A 17,301-nucleotide genomic window follows, 5' to 3' on the forward strand; every position below is an offset into this window, starting at 1 on the left:
CTTCCGTTGTCGTTGGAGCCTCTGTTGTCGTTGGAGCCTCTGTTGTCGTTGGAGCCTCTGTCGTTGTTGGAGCTTCCGTTGTTGTTGGAGCTTCTGTTGTCGTCGGAGCTTCTGTTGTCGTTGGGGCTTCCGTTGTTGTTGGAGCTTCTGTCGTTGTTGGAGCTTCTGTCGTTGTTGGAGCTTCCGTTGTCGTTGGAGCCTCTGTTGTTGTTGGAGCTTCTGTCGTTGTTGGAGCTTCCGTTGTCGTTGGAGCCTCTGTTGTTGTTGGAGCTTCTGTCGTTGTTGGAGCCTCTGTTGTTGTTGGAGCTTCCGTTGTTGTTGGAGCTTCCGTTGTTGTTGGAGCTTCTGTCGTTGTTGGAGCTTCTGTCGTTGTTGGAGCTTCCGTTGTCGTTGGAGCCTCTGTTGTTGTTGGAGCTTCCGTTGTCGTTGGAGCCTCTGTTGTTGTTGGAGCCTCTGTCGTTGTTGGAGCCTCTGTTGTCGTTGGAGCCTCTGTTGTCGTTGGCTTTTCTGTCGTTGTCGTATTTCCGTCAGCACCGCCATCAGCATTAACATTAGCTACAGAAGAGTTAAATTCTTTACCATTAACAGCTTCTTTATTATTTTCCTTATACCAAGCTTTACTGTGATTTTCAAAAGTCTTTTGCTTAGGGTTATCAACTTTAGTCAAGTACATAATGCTAAAGCTTCTTACTTGAGCATATCCATAAGGAATAAAAACTGAAATTTTATTAGTAGCTGAGTTTGCTGAAATTGCTACACCTGGGTAATCATTAGCAAGGTCATTAATAGCATAGTCTCCACGATACGTATGAACATTGCCATCATAATCAGTTACAGTAATTTCAAAGCTTTTTTCATCCAGAGTTTGACCAGATTGAATTTCATCTTCAACTCTGACATCAGTGTCTACATAAGTTCTTTCATTGTTGATGTTCAAGAACCAGCGCACATGATCAGTATCATGGGTCTGCATGTCGCCCGTCTTGTAGTAAAAAGTACCTTTATTTCCTGAAGCAGCTTTCACGACACTGACTTCAGCAGACTTGCTCCCGCTGGTAATTCTAAAGCTGCCGGTATTTTCTTCAGAAGTATTAGCAAAATTGCGACCTTCGATTTCAAATTCACCCCAGCCAGTGATATTTTGCAGACCAGTAATGCCATCGTTAAAAGTAACGACTGCTCTGTCTTGCGTAACTACCAAGTCACCAACATAGGTACCACGAATTTCCAGGCGAACGTTTTTAGAATAACCCGATCCTTTGACTGTTCCTGTATTCTGCCAGTTAACAGTTATAGTATCCCCAGATTTAATTTTTTGAGCATGTTCATCAAAATTAAAGCGAACCGTTGTTTTACCGCCGTCTTTAATCTTCTCAGGTGATACCGTCAGTGATGACACATTACTGCTAACATCATCTGCCTGAACCTTAGTCAAAGCTATAAAAAGCATTGAGAAAAGGATAGCAAAGGTTCCTAGGAATTTTAATATTCCTGCTAAACGCTTTCTATTCATTTTTTGAGTCCTTTCTGAAATAAACAAAATATTACAAAAACATTATAGATATATTTCATGCTTTTGTCAACGGTAATAATTAAATTAGAATAAAATAATAAAAAGGGAAATCTAATACTAAATTCCCCTTTTTATCTATTTAGCATCAATGATGCTGTTTTCGGAAATAGAAGGCTCCTGTTATAGAAACCATAACCAGTCCCAAAAGCCCTAAAGCAAAGCCACTTTCTTCGCCTGTGCTTGGAAGACCTTGTACCCTACCTTTTTGTTTGCCAGATACTTTATGAGGTTTTCGGGTTGGTCTGCCTGAAACTGTTGTTGTGATAGATGGATCCTTAGCTTTGGTTGCAGTAGTTTTCTCTTCAGCTTTTGTGGTTGCTGGATCTTCTGTTGTAGTTGGGGCTTCCGTTGTACTTGGATCCCCTGTAGTAGTCGGTGCCTCTGTGGTAGTTGGTGCTACCGTCGTTGTCGGCGCTTCTGAAGTGCCTGGAGCCACAGTTGTAGTCGGTGCCTCCGTTGTTGGAGCTACCGTCGTTGTTGGCGCCTCTGTTGTTGCTTCCGTTGTGGTCGGTGCTTCTGAGGTGCTTGGAGTTACAGTTGTGGTTGGATTACCTGGTGCTTCTGAAGTACCGGTAACCTCGGTTGTTGTTGGCGCCTCTGTTGTTGCTTCCGTTGTAGTTGGAGCCGCTGAAGTGCTTGTAACTTCTGTTGTTGTCGGTGCCTCCGTTGTTGGAGCTTCCGTTGTGGTTGCTTCTGTCGTTGTTGTCGGAGTCTCAGTTGTCGTTGGATCGTCAGGCTTTATTTTATTTGTAATCTTAAAGCCATCATACATGTCACCTTCAATTTGAGGCTCTTCATATCCTTCTATCGGTGTTTCAACTACCAGATATTCCCAGTCGAAAGCACCATCTTTATCAGAACCATATGTTGGTAAATTTTTAAAAGTATAAGTCCAATTTCCTTGAGCATCTGGAGTTACTATAACATCTTGATAACCAGGTACCGGTTTATAATCGTTAGGGATTAACTGTGCAACTGGAAGAGCCTTCTCTGGATCCAATGCCACTGGTTGGACTTTCTCTCTCGCTTTTCTTCGATATAAGCCGATAAAAATATGGTCAGGACGTATCTTCTTACGATTATTATGGTCTTCCCAGATTTTCTCAACATTAATACTTGTTACAGCTGTATCGTCAAAGCTGTTTTCAAAAATAATTTCGTTTTCCGTCTTATCAACAGTTGCTTTTAGTTCTCCTGAACTATCTTCTGTAACAGTAACTGTCACATCATACTCAACATTATCATACGTAATGCCTGCTTCTGATCCCAGTTCTTGTTTAATGGTATAGCGATAGTCCCCAGTCTTATTAAAGCTCAGCTCGTCAAATACAACAGAACCATCTGCCTTATTTTTAGCCTTTAAGACTGTTTCACCCGTTTCTTTATTAATCAGGTTAAGGGTGAACTCATTATCAACCAAATTACGACCAGTTAGATTCGTCTTAGCCTTAATAGCTACCTTAACTGATTCAGGCTCAGCTGCATTTATATTACGAGTCATTAAAAAACTTGTTAACGCCAAAAATAATAACAAAATTGACGCTAATAATTTGCTTGTTTTTGTCACGAACGTAACTCCTATTTCATGTTTTTTATGTTATGTCACTAAAAAGTAATATAACCGAAATTTATTATACCTTCCTTCTACCCACTATGTCAATATATTTTTACGCTGATTATTAGCTTATCATTAATTTTTCAAAAAAAATCATCAAAAAAATAGAATTTGCACTTTTTTGCCCCTATCTCTATCGTTTTACAAAAGGTATTATGTTTATATTTTGATTAATAAATGGTCTGCTATTCTTGTGTTTTCTTTCACTTATTTGATGAATTCATACATTCATATTATAATGAAAGCATATCAAAGCTACTGGGAGAAAGAATTAGTCATGTCTCAAAATTTACTTACTGCCTTTGTGCTTACTGCCATTGCTGGTTTATCTACTGGTATTGGCAGTCTCATTGCCTTTGTTGCCAAGCACACCAATAAAACCTTCTTGTCTGTCAGTCTCGGCTTTTCTGCAGGTGTCATGATTTATGTTTCTATGATCGAAATTTTTCCAACCGCTCAGGATATTTTGATTAAGTCACTGGATAAAAGAACAGGCTCTTGGATGACTGTCCTAGCTTTTTTTGGCGGCATGTTTTTGATTGCCATTATTGACAAGTTGATTCCGTCCGAGGAAAATCCTCATGAAATAAAAACAGTTGAAGAAGAAGAGCAAAAGCCTAGGAAACTCATGCGCATGGGACTTATGACAGCCATTGCTATCGCTATTCACAACTTTCCAGAAGGCTTGGCCACCTTCATTTCCGGGCTGCAGGATGCCAGCGTTGCCATTCCTATCGTGGTAGCCATTGCCATTCACAACATCCCCGAAGGAATCGCGGTTTCTGTACCGATTTACCAAGCGACTGGTTCCAAGAAAAAAGCCTTTACCTACTCTTTCTTGTCAGGCTTAGCTGAACCCTTGGGAGCTATTATCGGCTGGTTCCTTCTCATGCCCATTATGAATAATATCGTCTATGGTGCTATTTTTTCAGGAGTGGCAGGGATTATGGTCTTTATTTCTCTAGATGAACTGCTGCCCGCAGCCGAAGAATACGGCAAGCACCACTTGGCCATTTATGGCCTAATCTCCGGTATGATTGTCATGGCTATAAGCCTCCTACTCTTCATCTGAAATAAGTACAGGCAGCTAACTTAAATGAGGAACTCTATGAAATTTTTAATCCCAACTGCTAAAGAAATGAAACAAGACAGTACCCCTTCTTTGCAGGAAATCCCATCTCAAACACAGCCCATTCTTGAGCAGCTGGCTTCATTTTCTGCTGAGGAACTGGCTCATCTCTACAAAATCAAGCCCAAGGCTGCTGAACTCGAATACGAGCGCCTGCAGGCCATTCAAAAGGGACAGGCACAAGCCTATCCCGCTCTTCATTTATTTAACGGTCTCATGTACCGCCACATTAAACGCCAGTCCTTGTCTACCAACGAATCCGCTTTTCTAGAAAAAAATGTCTTTATAGCCTCAGCGCTGTACGGTATCATTCCTGCCTTTGAAGAAATTGCTCCTCACCGGCTTGATTTTAACACCAAGCTCAGTATTGCAGGACAGTCTCTCAAAAGCTACTGGCGCAAGGATTTTGATCGCTTCGCCTTAGAAAATGACCCCCTTATCTCGCTCTTATCCAGTGAATTTATGGACGTCTTTTCTCCTAAAGTCCGCAGCCAGCTGACAATCGTTAAGTTTTTAGAAACCAAAGACGGCCGCTTAAAATCTCACTCCACCATTTCAAAAAAGGCCAGAGGAGCCTTCCTGACGCAGGCCATCCAAAAGCAATGCCAAACCATTGAAGACCTGCAGACTCTTTCCTTTGAGGGCTTTCACTATCAGGCAAACCTTTCAAGCGCTAAAGAATTGGTTTTTGTCAAAGAACAAGATGATTGAGATTTTCAATTCAGATCACAAAACGAGGCAGGATATTTGCCTCGTTTCAGACTGTAGACAAATCTCCATTTGCCTACCTTGATCAGCAAAAAAGTCTGCAGACTACCATATAAATTTCCATGAACGCAAACGAGTTAGATAAAGGATACTTCCGCCGTGATGAAAGTGTCGGAAATGGTGAATTTAAGCCAATTCTGACACTCGGAAACTTTGAGACCGTGGCTCAAAGTTTAGGCATGGAATTCCCTAGGAAGTCGCTGCCATCCGACATCACCCAAGGAAGTATCAAAGAAAAAGGACTTTTTCTTCAAGCTAAAACGAAGCAGAATCCCTGCTTCGTTTTTAATGTTATATCTCATTAAAGATAGACAGCTTTACTGAGTTGGCTTGACAGAGACCAAACTTTTTAGATTTAAATCAAGTCACTTCTGTCAACTTGTTCATAGCTTTGTTTACCGTCATTTAGCTTATCCCAAATCACGACCTCGCCTGCAGCCAGTGACTTAGGAACATCAATGATACGTTGATTTGAAGAGCCGCGAAACTGCAGCATTAGGTTTTTCTTTGATTTATCAAAACGCCCATCCACCAGAATATCTATCAGCCCAAGCATCTCCAGCTTATCCGGTGTTTCCAGCATCATTTCTTCCCAAGTATAGCCTGTCCAGGACCAGATGTCCTTTTCAGGCAGTTCCTTACGAATGCGTTTGAGCAAGGGAATGAGAATGCCCGTATTTAAAAAGGGTTCCCCACCTAAAAGCGTCAAACCCTGTACATAGGGCTGTGCCAAATCTTCCATAATCTGCTCCTCCAGCTCCTGTGTATAGGGGATACCAGCATTAAAAGACCAGGTTGCCACATTATAGCAGCCTTCACAATGGAACATGCAGCCGGCAACATATAGCGAGTTGCGTACCCCTTCACCATCAACAAAGTTAAAGGCCTTGTAATCAATAATACGCCCCTGACTCAGCTCCTCGCTCTTCCATTCTCCGGGTTTAGGTGTATTCCAGGTCATATTTCCTCCAAATCTATCCAATAGCGCTCCACATGTTCTCTTACGTCTTCTAAAAGTCCGCCATTTGCCAAGATAACTGCCCGGCTGGCAGGATTGTCATCATGACAAGTAACCAGAACTTTTTGAAGATTTTTTCTTTTAGCTTCCAATAAACCCAGACGCAGCATTTCCTTGGCATGACCTCTACCACGCGCAGACGGCCGAATGGAATAGCCGATATGTCCACCTTGGTTCAGTAAAAAATCATTGAGGCGCAAGCGAATGTTCAGAAAACCCAAAGCTCGTCCTTCATTGTCAAAAGAAGCCAACTGAATAGCAGGAACAAAGCCATCAGGAATGTCAATTCCCATTTCATAGGCTAAGTTGGTCTGCAGCCAATCATCATAGTCAAAATCTTCCTTCCAAAAGCCGCCATCATGGGCGGAATGACTGTCAGTAAATTCTTTCATCATCTCAAGAACGGCCTTTTTGTCTCTAGGACTTGGTCTTCTTAGCTCCATTGGCATTTCTCTCTTTTTCTAAAAATTTTTCACGCAAAGCCTGAACACGGTCTTTTTTACGCTTCGCATCCATGCCCTGCGAATGTTTTTCATGAAAGCGCCGAACCTGCGCTTTCCCTTTATCGTCTAATTGATATTTTCCCATTTTTCCTCTTCTTTTTAATCACTTGCAAAATTCTAATCTTGGAGCAATTCTTTATGCAGCTAAATCTAGAGCCCTCTTAAGGCAGCTACTCTTTGGCAATCAAAATCATGCACTATTGACTTCGCCCCACCCTACTTTAAGCACTGTCTTCTAGTCTGATTTTAATTTTCTTGAAATATAAGTCATAACTAGTAGAGTAAAAAAGGGACGGGAAACAGCAGTTCCCAATCCCCTTCATCATTCATCAAAGAACACTGCTACAAACAGAAAAGTAACAGTTCACCCAACATTACTGGGCAAGCTCCTACTTTCTCAGCCTCAAAAAACACATTAGACAAGCACTCCAAGCGACAGGACAACTTATCTAGTTTTTAAATCCTGGATTTTTAATCGTTGAGCCGTTCATATGTTTAACTCGAGCTGAAATTTCCTTGTGGCGGCCTTTTACCATCGGACGAGCCTGCGGATTGCCAAGATAACCACAAGTTCTTTTTACCACATCAGCAGTCCTAGGATCTGTATTGCCACAGTTTGGACACATAAAACCACGTTCTGTCGGTGTAAAATCACCTTCAAAATCACACTCATAGCAGTGGTCAATCGGCGTATTTGTTCCTAGATAACCGACACGGTCATAGGCATAATCCCAAACAGCCTCAAGAGCCTTAGGATTTTGCTGCAGAACAGGGTATTCGCAGTAGTGAATAAAGCCACCTGTAGCACCTGCTTCTGGGTAATCTTTTTCAAAATCTAATTTTTCAAATGGTGTCGGATTCTTACGAACATCATAGTGGAAAGAGTTTGTGTAGTATTCTTTATCCGTGATATCTTTGATAATGCCAAATTTCTCTGTATCCAAACGGCAGAAGCGGTCTGTCAGACTTTCAGACGGTGTCGAATAGACAGAAAAATGATAATCGTATTCATTAGACCATTCACCGCAAAGATTCTTCATTTGACGGATAATATCAATGGTGAAGTCCTTAGCTGCTGGATTAGATTCCCATTCGCCGCCGTAAAAGACAGTCGCAACTTCATAAAGACCAATATAACCGAGCGAAACCGTTGCCCGACGATCCTTGAACAGTTCATCTACAGAATCTTCCTTACCCAGACGTTTGCCAAAGGCACCGTATTGATACAAAATAGGGGCATTAGCAGGTGTTGCTTCTTTAACCCGGCCGATACGGTAGACAAGCGCATCTTTAGCAATAGCCATTTTTTCACTGAAAATATCCCAGAACTTATCAATATTTCCGTTGGACTCCAAGGCAATACGAGGCAGATTAACCGTTACCACACCAAGGTTCATACGGCCAGAATTGACTTCAACACCATTTTCGTCCTTCCATCCTTGAAGGAAGGAGCGGCAGCCCATAGGCACCTTGAAAGAACCTGTCAACTCGATAATTTTTTCATAAGACAGCATATCAGGGTACATCCGCTTAGTCGCACACTCAAGGGCCAACTTTTTGATGTCGTAGTTAGGTGTTCCTGGCTCCAAATTAAGGCCGCGCTTAACAGTGAAGATCAATTTAGGGAAAATAGCTGTGCGGTGTTCGCTTCCCAGACCCTTAATCCGAATGTTTAAGATAGCTTTTTGAATTTCACGTTCAAACCAATCCGTACCCAAACCAAAGCCAAGTGATGTAAATGGTGTTTGTCCATTTGAAGTGAAAAGAGTATTGATTTCATACTCTAAACTTTGCATAGCATCATAGATATCTTTTTTGGTCTTTTCACGCGCATATTCTTCACGCTTATCCTCAGCCACCCACTTTTGAGCATCTTTTAAATGCTTTTGGTAATTGAGTTCCGCATAAGGTGCCAGAGTTTCATCAATGCGGTCAGCCGAGCAGCCGCCGTACTGACTTGAAGCGACATTTGCAATAATTTGTGAAATTTGAGCTGTAGCCGTTTGGATAGACTTAGGACTCTCAACCTCAGCATTGCCGATTTTGAAACCAGACTCCAGCATTCCCTTGAAATCAATCAAACAGCAGTTGGTCATCGGTGTGTAAGGATTGTAATCCAAATCATGAAAATGGATGTCCCCTTTAAGGTGAGCATTGGCAACATGCTCTGGCAACATCTTCAGACCAATAGACTTACCGACAATACCAGCTGTCAAATCACGCTGAGTATTAAAAACATCGCTGTCTTTGTTGGCATTTTCATTGACAACCGTTTGATCTTTATTAATCAGCTTATCAATCGTAAAGTTGATATCAGTTGCTTGAGAGCGCTCAAAATCACGTTTTGCACGATAATTAATATACTCCTGAGCAATCGTATATTCACCAGCCTGCAAAAGCTCATGCTCCACAATATTTTGAATTTCATAAATCTTAATATTTTCACTAAAACGCTCATAAATTTCAGCGACCACCCGATCCGCAATATCGGACAGCTTAGCTTCAATAAAGGGCGTCATCGGTGTCACCTGATTACTTGCCCTGACAATAGCTTGATAAATTTTATCTTTATCAAAAGCAACCTGACGACCGTCACGTTTAATAACAATCATAGCAGGTTTAGCAAAAATATTTTCTTTTTCGAGTGCAATCATATGTCTCTCTCCTTACAGAAGCTATTATAACATAAGAAAGAAAAAAATCAATATATTGTGGTAAAAAAATTAATTAGACACAATATATTGATTTTTAGCCTATTTTCGCTTGTAAACAGTGAAGTCAGGACTCATTTTCAGAGAAGCTGCTTTATAATTTTTTTTCAAATTATTTTTCAAAACAAGAGGCATCCGCTCTGCGTTTTCATTCACCAAAACATAGGAAGCTTCATTTTGCAGCAGCTCATCTTCTAAGGCCTTCTCATTAGATTTCTTAACGGTATTTATCATCGGCAGAGGAAATTGCGAACTGGAAAGGCGGTCAGCATCCAGATAAATTTTTGCACTGGAATCCCAAACATAAATTCTAGAGCCCTTCTCTGTATTTTCTCTAATATATTCAGCCACCTGAGCTCGTTCCTGATTTAAGCTGTAAGAGGAAATATAATGGACAATCGGCTGAGCCAAACCATAAACGAATAAAAGACAGGGTAGATAAAAATGTCCCAGTAAAAACAGATCAAAAACCCTGCGCGATAGTCGTCTGTGCTGTTTTCGACGGCGTGATCTACGTCTTAAGGATTCCTTATACTTATCATCAAGATAGAGTCCTGTCAGTACCAATCCAAACGGTAAAAGCAGCAAGAATTGGTAAGTAGCATAACTTTGTGACAGCAAAATGAAAATCAAACTGAAAACAAAGCTCAAAAAGACAATAGATTTAACCAAATCATCCCGATCCGTCTCACGCTTAATATGATCGAAAAAGGTCAAAGCTCCCATTAACAAGCCCGAAGCAAAAAGCACAAAGAGCTGGAACAAAATGGTCAAGAGAATATTACCTTTGCCAAGAGCAAAATAAGTAAAATAATAAGTTCCGGCCTGAGAAATATAAGACGACAGAATCTGCATGTTTAAAACAAAATAACCAAAGGTATAAAATACCAACAAGCCACCAAAAAGCAGGCAAAGAAATTGATAAAACCCATGAGCATACCGTCGATTCTTAATATTATAAACACAGATAACCGCCAGCGAGACAAGCCAGAAAAACAAGGTTCTAGGCTCAATCAAATAAGCCAAGGCTCCAGTCAGACCATAGACAATAAAGCCCTCATCCCTTGTCAGTCCTGCAAAATACTTAGTTAAAAACCACAGAGACAGCAAGACAAAAGGCATAGCCAACTGGATGGGGTAAAGACCACCAAAACCAAGGGCAAAATTAGCCAAATAAAAGAGCAGTATAGTATTGATAGCTACTTCTTCTTTGTCAGTCATATGATAGACAATCTTGTAAAGGAAAATCCCAGAAAAGTAAAAAGCTACAAACTGAACAAAAGTTAGCCAGAAACTGCTTCCTAATAAATAACTCAAGGAAATAAGCCCATAATAAACAAAGCCGCCTGTCGAAAAGATATCACTATAGGGCAGATGATTTTGCACCATCATAAAGCCCGTATAGAGATTCTGGGACTGCACAGCGTTGCCAAAATCAGTAAAAACAGGCATAGCCACACTGAAAAAACTGATAAAAGCACTAAATATAATAATATAAAGACGGTGCAGAGAGTCAACTTCTGCTGCACCTTTGCTGTCCTTAAAATCTCTATAAGTATTTTGGTCTGTTAAGCTTTCACGGCTGTATCTATCTTGTCGTCTGTTCAAACTAATTCTCCTTGAATTTTCCTATTAAAAGTATAACAAAATCTACTTATTAGTCAATTTATCTAAGATAAAAGAATAGGTTAAAATTTCTCTGAAACGGTGATAAGGCCTCTTTTTATAGGCTTTCAAAAATAATTCTTCTTCCTGAGTAAGCTCTTTCTTTTTATCCATTTTATTGATAATACACCTCTTTTAACTATTCGTAAAAGAGCAAAAAGAAAAAGCCTGATTGTCTCAGACATTTCTAGATTAGTGGTCGTCTTCATCCAAGAAACTGTTGAAAACTTCTTCAATCATATCCCATTCAGCATCAGCGTCTTCTGGAATAGGCTGCAAATCACCTTCTGTGCCATCTTCATTTTCAGTAAATGAATAGGCTTGAATTTCAATCTGACCATCAGCGTCTTCCTCAGCTCCTGCTGGTACCAAAAGGACATAATTTTTGCCGAATTCTTCTTTTCCGTCAATCGTTAACAAAATTTCAAATAGGGTTTCATTTCCTTGTTCGTCAACAAGCGTAATAAGATCATGCTCTTGTTCATGATGATGTGACATAGTCGCCTCCTCCTTTTTATTGATAAACTAGCTTCAACTTCTGTGAAGTGAGTAGCTAAATTATCTCTTACAACTCAAAAAAATTAATCTTTAAACCATTCGATCTAAATAATTTTGCAAAATCAGCTGAGCCGCCAGCTTATCAATGACCTTTTTGCGTTTGCCGCGGCTGATATCAGCCTGCTCAACCAGCATCCGTTCTGCCTGAACAGTCGTCAAGCGCTCATCCTGATAATCAACAGGCAGTTTAAAAAACTCCTTGATTTTCTCACCGTAGGCTCGGCTGGCTTCAACACGCGGACCGCTTGTATTGTTCATGTTTTTTGGCAAGCCTACAACAAATTTTTCAACCTTATATTCCTTGACCAAATCAGCCAAGCGATCAAGACCAAATTTTTGGTTGGCTTCATCAATAGAAATTATTTCAAGCCCTTGTGCTGTAAAACCAAGAGGATCGCTAATAGCAACACCGACTGTTTTTGAACCGACATCCAGCCCCATTATTCTCATTCTAGATCAATCCCATTTCCTTGCAAATAGTAACGTACTAATTCTTCAACAATTTCATCACGTTCATACTTGCGGATTTGATTGCGGGCATCATTATAACGAGGCACGTAAGCAGGATCTCCGCTTAAAACATAACCTACAATCTGATTAATTGGATTATATCCCTTCTCTTCTAACGACCGATAAACATGCGTCAGCGTTTCACTGATTTCCTTCTTATTTCCATCGTCAAGGTTAAAACGAACTGTTTCATCTGTAAATCCCACAATAACACCTTCTTTCTCATAGGGAATATCATGTTACATTATATCTTATTTTCAGTATTTTCACAAGGAGAAGAGCCACTTATCTCAAATTAAGTACCATTTATCCCAAAAATCTGGTTCCTTTTTACAAAATTCTATATACTTAAAATAAAGGAAAGGAGATAAGTGATGAAATTAAAAATTATTAAGGACCCCAACTTTAAAGAACCCTTACTCCAGATTTACACACATCATATTGATAAGCAAACACAGGAGATAATTGATTTTATTAAGCAAAAGCCTAATGTCATTTACGGTTACAAAAATAAGAAATTACAATTTATCCCTCTAGAAAATGTGGTTCGTATTTTCACTGAAAACAAGCAAGTCTTAATTCAAACACCGACAGATACCTATTTGGCTAAACAAAGGCTCTACTTTTTCGAGCAAGAATTGGGGACACATTTTATTCGTATTTCTCAAGGAGAAATTATTAACATCAAGTACATCAAACAATTGAATTTAACCATCCGAGGCAGCATCGAAGTAACTTTAAAAAATGGAATAACTAGCTTCGTGGCTAGACGAAGCCTGAAACACTTCAAAGAAAAATTAAATCTCTAATGGAGGCCTACCATGAAAATACTCAAACAGATTATTAGTTACAGTTTTATTGGCATAGGAATTGGCTCCGTAATGAATTATGTCATAGCCATCTTCTTTTTCCCAAACAGCAATCCACTTGGTGTTCCAAGTTTTGTTCACCATTTTTCATCCGCTTCACAAGCAACAGCCGTTCAACTTTTCATTTTTGCCCTTTTAGGAATTTTACAGGGATTTGCCAGCGACCTCTTTAGAAACGAAAAACTCAGTCTGCTCACTACAAGCTTGATTCATTATTTATTCATTGTCTTACCGCTTGTTTTAGCTGGATTTTACTTACATTGGTTCCATATGACTTGGATATATTTAGCTTTCTTTCTCTTCGCAGTCTCTATTATTTACATCCTCATTTACTTATTCTGCTATTTCGCACATAAAAAAGAAATTCAAAAAATCAACAATCGATTACATCAAGTTTAACAAATATAATTTTTTAGCATTTAATACTCAAAAATAGACTAAGCTAGACGACGAGCCGCAGGCTGTATTAAGCTACAACAAAATAAAGGCAACAACCTATAAAGAGTATAACTATTTTAAAAGACGCTTGAAATTCTAACAGTTATTTCAAGCGTCTTCTTTATCTTATTTTGGATCTTTGCTGGCTCTTTTTAAGAACTGCAATATAGAATTGGTTCAAACCAAGGTCTTTATATATTGAACTGGATAATCTTTTTATTGAGACATTGCATTCTTCACAAAATGTTAAAGACTAATTTCTTTTCCTATAAGCAAAAAGGAAAAGCAACACGACCACAACTCCTAAGAGTATCCCTGAAAAAGGCATGGTCGGTTCAAAAACAAGAGTTAGCAGGCGATAAGGCGCTATCAAAGCTTCTTTTATCGCTGCTCCCTGTTTAATATCTAAAACAACAAATGCACCATAAGTCAGTGTAAAAAAGATAACCATATAGCGAACAAAACTCAGCACAACTAAAGCCCATCCCTTTAGCTTAGTTCTAGCCAGCAATAACAATAACCCTAATAAATAAGCAATGGGAAAAATAAACAGCCACTGAGATTGGTAAAGGTAAAGAATAACCAGCGAAACAATAAACGCCAACCCTATACCAATTTTATAATACAGCCAAAACGGAGCCAAGTCTTTTTGGTTTTTGTTACTTCTTCTCATATCTTCTTCTCCTTAACTCCAGTATAGCATATTTTAAAGGAAAAAAAGTAAGAATCGTGAAAAAATCAGCACATCTAGTTCATAGCCTTGTTTATCTTCAAAGTCCCCTTATTTCACGACCTTATCTTTACTTTTAGCTGCAGGCAAATTTAAAAATCTGCATAATATCAATTATTAGCTATCTTACATCTATCTGTCTGCACACTGCGCCAAAGCAGATTTTTCTGGGCATTCAAAAAGAGACTGAATTGAGCTGCTCCTTAAGCTAGATTTTTCCCAACTTAAGAAACCCTTACAGTCTCTTCCAATCTCTTTTTCTCTATAAAGCTGCACGTAAACGAGCTTCAGTATTTTCAACATTACGGATTGCTCGCGGTAAGAAAGCGCGAATATCATCTTCTTTGTAACCTACCTGAAGTCGTTTATCATCAATCAAAATCGGACTTTTCAGAATCCGAGGATTTTCTTGAATCAAGTCAATGACCTCGCTGACACTCAAGTCATCAATATTACAATTGAGGGCTTTTGCATAACGATTTTTTGAGGAGACAATACTTTCAATCCCATTTTCTGTTTTTGAAAGAATATTTAAAATTTCTTCTTTAGTCAAAGTATCTTTTGCTAAGTTTTGTTCTTTATAAGGGAGTTTATGAGCATTAAGCCATGTTTTTGCTTTCTTACAACTTGTACAGCTTGAAATTGTATAAATTTTAATCATGTGTCAATCTCTCTTTCCTTACAGGATAGTACTATCTTAGCATAGTTCATTAAATAAAGAGTCGGTCTTTGGACCTATTTTTATTTAATCTTCAAGTTCAATAGCATTATCAAGTTCCAAAACGAGATCTTGATTCGCTTGTTCTGAGCTGTCTTCAGAGACTTCTTTTTGCTGTGCTTCGCTGTCTTCGATCAGACCATATTGAACACGCACTTTATGATCAATTTCATCAAAGATTTGAGGATTATCAGCTAAGAACTTCTTGGCATTTTCTGAACCCTGACCAATCTTTTCACCATTATAAGAATACCAAGCACCAGCTTTTTGAATAATGCCCAAATCACTGGCAATCTTGACTAATTCACCAGTTCGAGAAATTCCTTCTCCGTACATAATTTCTACAAAAGCTTCCTTAAATGGCGGTGCAACCTTGTTTTTCACGACCTTAATCTTGGTTTCCTTACCAATGTTACTGTCTTTTTGATCCCCAGTTCCTTTAATTTGAGTATTGCCGCGGACATCCAGACGTACAGAAGAATAAAATTTTAAAGCTCGTCCACCCGGAGTCGTTTCAGGATTACCAAACATAACCCCAACTTTTTCGCGCAGTTGGTTGATAAAAATTGCGATAGTTTTTGTTTTATTGATAGACGCAGACAGCTTACGCATAGCCTGACTCATCATCCGTGCCTGAAGCCCCACATGGCTGTCACCGATATCACCGTCAATCTCTGCACGTGGAACAAGAGCTGCAACTGAGTCAACAACTACCAGATCAACAGCTCCAGAGTCAATCAGTTGACCAGCAATTTCCAAACCTTGCTCTCCTGAATCCGGCTGTGACAGTAAAAGTTCATCAATGTTAACACCTAGAGCCGCTGCATAGGATGGATCCAAAGCATGCTCTGCATCAATGAAAGCAGCAATCCCGCCATCTTTTTGAGCTTGGGCTACAGCATGAAGAGCAACAGTTGTCTTACCTGATGACTCTGGACCGTAAATCTCAATAATACGGCCTTTAGGATAGCCTCCAACACCCAAAGCAATGTCGAGGGCTAAACTACCTGAACTCATAACCTGCACTTTTTGCTCAGCACGTTCGCCAAGGCGCATAATAGCACCTTTGCCAAAATCTTTTTCAATATTTTTTAAAGCAGTATCGAGCGCTTTTTTTCGCTCATCTCCAAATTTTTTAGTAATTTCTTCTGTCTTTTTTGTTTTTTTTGCCAATCTTTTTCTCCTATTTTCTTACATATTTCGAAATTGCTATTATTTCATTATACTAAATTTTCATTAGATAATAAAGCTTGACGCACTAAATAAAAAGCGTGCAAGACAGCAATATGACGCACATCTGAACGGCTGCGTCCTCCAATCAGGACTTTGTATGACAAAGTTTTTTGAGGACTTGACAGACCAATAAAAACTGTACCTGCTGGCTGATTTTCCAATTCATCAGGTCCAGCTACTCCAGTCAGAGAAATGGCCAAGTCTGCACCGGTCAAAAGCCGTGACTGTTCTGCCATTTTTTTAGCCGTAAAATCACTGACAACACCGTGCTGTTTGAGTTCCTCAAGCGGAATATTTAGCATTTTTGCTTTTTCCTCAATACTGTACGTCACAAAACCACCTTCAAAAATATTGGATGCCCCAGAAAAATCTGCCAGTTTTGCCTGAAAAAGTCCTGCAGTCAGACTTTCAGCTGCGGTAATCGTTTTTCCTTTTTCTTTAAGCAGATTAAAGGTTACTTGCGCCAATGAATTATCCTCACCATAGCCGTAAAGATAGTCAGACAGATGATCAATAGCTAAAATTTCTTTTTCTATTTGATCCAATTTAGCATCTGCCTCTTTTTGACTGCTGGCCTTCGTAGACAAACGAATGGTTACTTCACCTGTTTTGGCATAAGGAGCAATGGTAGGATCTGTTTGCTTGTCAATCAAATCATGCAGCAAAGTAACGAGACGGCTCTCACCAATCCCAAAAAAGCGCAGCACACGCGAATAAAGCTGTTTAGGCACCTTATCAGAGGTCTCGGATAAATAAGGGAGCAGTTCCTGATTAACCATGGGTTTTAATTCGCTTGGAGGCCCCGGCAGTACAACATAGGTCACATCCTGCACCTCTAAAATACCGCCAACGGCTAGCCCTGTTGCATTAGGGAGCGGTCTACTACCTTCAACAATCTGAGCCTGACGTTCATTATTGGGAGTGCGGGCTGAAACCGGACGAGAAGCAAAAAAATCGTCTAAACGAGCCTGAGCAGCTTCATCAAAAACCAAGCCTCTTCCTAAAAACTTCGCTAAGGTCTGCTTGGTCAAATCGTCTTCTGTAGGTCCTAAACCACCGCAAAGTACCACTAAGTTACTGCGTTTTTTAGCAATTTCCAAAACAGATAGTAGCCGTTCCTCATTATCCCCTACTGCCGTTTGAAAATAAACATCGATACCTAACTGTGCAAATTTTTCTGACAGAAACTGCGCGTTAGTATTAACAATCTGTCCCAATAAAATTTCTGTACCTACAGCAATAATTTCAGCTTTCATATTATAA

The 17,301-nt window shown here is 39.6% G+C and carries 19 protein-coding genes and 1 pseudogene; 5 read left to right on the forward strand and 15 right to left on the reverse strand.

All coding sequences use genetic code 11. The features are described 5' to 3' along the window. On the reverse strand, positions 1-1,513 hold a 1,513-nt coding region (locus tag SCSH_RS06655; RefSeq protein ID WP_057491112.1), incomplete at its 3' end, for a collagen binding domain-containing protein. A gap of 145 nt (positions 1,514-1,658) precedes the next feature. Further along, entirely contained in the window at positions 1,659-3,074 is a 1,416-nt protein-coding gene (locus SCSH_RS06660) for a streptococcal pilin isopeptide linkage domain-containing protein (RefSeq protein WP_152972531.1), read from the reverse strand. Between the two features lie 391 nt (positions 3,075-3,465). Here SCSH_RS06660 and zupT point away from each other — a divergent pair, with 391 nt between their 5' ends. From zupT to SCSH_RS06675, 3 genes are all read left to right on the forward strand, one after another. Then, positions 3,466-4,260 carry a zinc transporter ZupT gene (gene zupT / locus SCSH_RS06665; protein ID WP_057491114.1) on the forward strand — a complete coding sequence of 265 codons (795 nt, stop codon included), beginning with the start codon at positions 3,466-3,468 and terminating at the stop codon, positions 4,258-4,260. A gap of 36 nt (positions 4,261-4,296) precedes the next feature. Next, complete coding sequence (yaaA, locus tag SCSH_RS06670; RefSeq protein WP_057491115.1) at positions 4,297-5,028, forward strand: peroxide stress protein YaaA; 732 nt, start codon at positions 4,297-4,299, stop codon at positions 5,026-5,028. Positions 5,029-5,147: 119 nt separating this feature from the next. Continuing rightward, on the forward strand, positions 5,148-5,390 hold the full coding sequence (locus tag SCSH_RS06675; protein ID WP_057491116.1) for a hypothetical protein: 243 nt from the start codon (positions 5,148-5,150) through the stop codon (positions 5,388-5,390). Between the two features lie 50 nt (positions 5,391-5,440). Here the strand turns inward: SCSH_RS06675 and nrdG are convergent, their stop codons facing one another. From nrdG to SCSH_RS06710, 9 genes and pseudogenes are all read right to left on the reverse strand, one after another. Further along, the gene (nrdG, locus tag SCSH_RS06680) at positions 5,441-6,046 is read right to left on the reverse strand and encodes an anaerobic ribonucleoside-triphosphate reductase activating protein (protein ID WP_057491117.1); all 606 of its coding nucleotides are present in this window, start codon (positions 6,044-6,046) and stop codon (positions 5,441-5,443) included. Beyond that, a pseudogene (locus SCSH_RS06685) lies at positions 6,027-6,546 on the reverse strand (GNAT family N-acetyltransferase). The gene nrdG and the pseudogene SCSH_RS06685 overlap by 20 nt, the downstream one beginning before the upstream one ends. After that, positions 6,521-6,691, reverse strand: a complete 171-nt coding sequence (locus SCSH_RS11255) for a hypothetical protein (protein WP_193743690.1) — start codon at positions 6,689-6,691, stop codon at positions 6,521-6,523. The pseudogene SCSH_RS06685 and the gene SCSH_RS11255 overlap by 26 nt, the downstream one beginning before the upstream one ends. A gap of 364 nt (positions 6,692-7,055) precedes the next feature. After that, positions 7,056-9,260, reverse strand: a complete 2,205-nt coding sequence (gene nrdD / locus SCSH_RS06690; protein WP_057491119.1) for an anaerobic ribonucleoside-triphosphate reductase — start codon at positions 9,258-9,260, stop codon at positions 7,056-7,058. A gap of 99 nt (positions 9,261-9,359) precedes the next feature. Continuing rightward, positions 9,360-10,931: a DUF2079 domain-containing protein gene (locus SCSH_RS06695; protein ID WP_152972532.1), complete on the reverse strand. Its 1,572-nt coding sequence runs from the start codon at positions 10,929-10,931 to the stop codon at positions 9,360-9,362. A gap of 36 nt (positions 10,932-10,967) precedes the next feature. After that, a complete protein-coding gene (locus tag SCSH_RS11415) occupies positions 10,968-11,096 on the reverse strand; it encodes a hypothetical protein (RefSeq protein WP_274518962.1) in 129 nt (42 codons plus the stop codon). 78 nt (positions 11,097-11,174) lie between these two features. Then, positions 11,175-11,480 carry a DUF1292 domain-containing protein gene (locus SCSH_RS06700; RefSeq protein WP_057491121.1) on the reverse strand — a complete coding sequence of 102 codons (306 nt, stop codon included), beginning with the start codon at positions 11,478-11,480 and terminating at the stop codon, positions 11,175-11,177. Positions 11,481-11,570: 90 nt separating this feature from the next. Beyond that, the gene (ruvX, locus tag SCSH_RS06705; protein WP_057491122.1) at positions 11,571-11,990 is read right to left on the reverse strand and encodes a Holliday junction resolvase RuvX; all 420 of its coding nucleotides are present in this window, start codon (positions 11,988-11,990) and stop codon (positions 11,571-11,573) included. Further along, on the reverse strand, positions 11,987-12,256 hold the full coding sequence (locus SCSH_RS06710; RefSeq protein WP_057491123.1) for an IreB family regulatory phosphoprotein: 270 nt from the start codon (positions 12,254-12,256) through the stop codon (positions 11,987-11,989). Before SCSH_RS06710 ends, ruvX begins: the two co-directional genes overlap by 4 nt. Positions 12,257-12,424: 168 nt before the next feature. Here SCSH_RS06710 and SCSH_RS06715 point away from each other — a divergent pair, with 168 nt between their 5' ends. Together SCSH_RS06715 and SCSH_RS06720 are read left to right on the forward strand one after the other, a co-directional pair. Beyond that, positions 12,425-12,859: a LytTR family DNA-binding domain-containing protein gene (locus SCSH_RS06715; protein ID WP_057491124.1), complete on the forward strand. Its 435-nt coding sequence runs from the start codon at positions 12,425-12,427 to the stop codon at positions 12,857-12,859. Between the two features lie 12 nt (positions 12,860-12,871). Then, complete coding sequence (locus tag SCSH_RS06720) at positions 12,872-13,318, forward strand: DUF3021 domain-containing protein (protein ID WP_057491125.1); 447 nt, start codon at positions 12,872-12,874, stop codon at positions 13,316-13,318. A 292-nt stretch (positions 13,319-13,610) separates the two neighbouring features. On the opposite strand, the gene SCSH_RS06725 is transcribed toward SCSH_RS06720, so the two are convergent. The 4 genes from SCSH_RS06725 to SCSH_RS06740 all read right to left on the reverse strand — a co-directional run bounded on the left by SCSH_RS06725 (position 13,611) and on the right by SCSH_RS06740 (position 17,294). Beyond that, on the reverse strand, positions 13,611-14,030 hold the full coding sequence (locus tag SCSH_RS06725; RefSeq protein WP_057491126.1) for a hypothetical protein: 420 nt from the start codon (positions 14,028-14,030) through the stop codon (positions 13,611-13,613). Positions 14,031-14,349: 319 nt separating this feature from the next. Beyond that, positions 14,350-14,748, reverse strand: coding sequence for a transcriptional regulator Spx (gene spx, locus SCSH_RS06730; RefSeq protein WP_057491127.1), 399 nt, complete (start codon positions 14,746-14,748; stop codon positions 14,350-14,352). 84 nt (positions 14,749-14,832) lie between these two features. Next, the gene (gene recA / locus SCSH_RS06735; RefSeq protein WP_057491128.1) at positions 14,833-15,978 is read right to left on the reverse strand and encodes a recombinase RecA; all 1,146 of its coding nucleotides are present in this window, start codon (positions 15,976-15,978) and stop codon (positions 14,833-14,835) included. A gap of 47 nt (positions 15,979-16,025) precedes the next feature. Continuing rightward, positions 16,026-17,294: a competence/damage-inducible protein A gene (locus SCSH_RS06740; RefSeq protein ID WP_057491129.1), complete on the reverse strand. Its 1,269-nt coding sequence runs from the start codon at positions 17,292-17,294 to the stop codon at positions 16,026-16,028. Between the last annotated feature and the right edge of the window lie 7 nt (positions 17,295-17,301).

This window comes from Streptococcus orisasini (assembly GCF_001431045.1).
GTDB classification, from domain to species: domain Bacteria; phylum Bacillota; class Bacilli; order Lactobacillales; family Streptococcaceae; genus Streptococcus; species Streptococcus orisasini.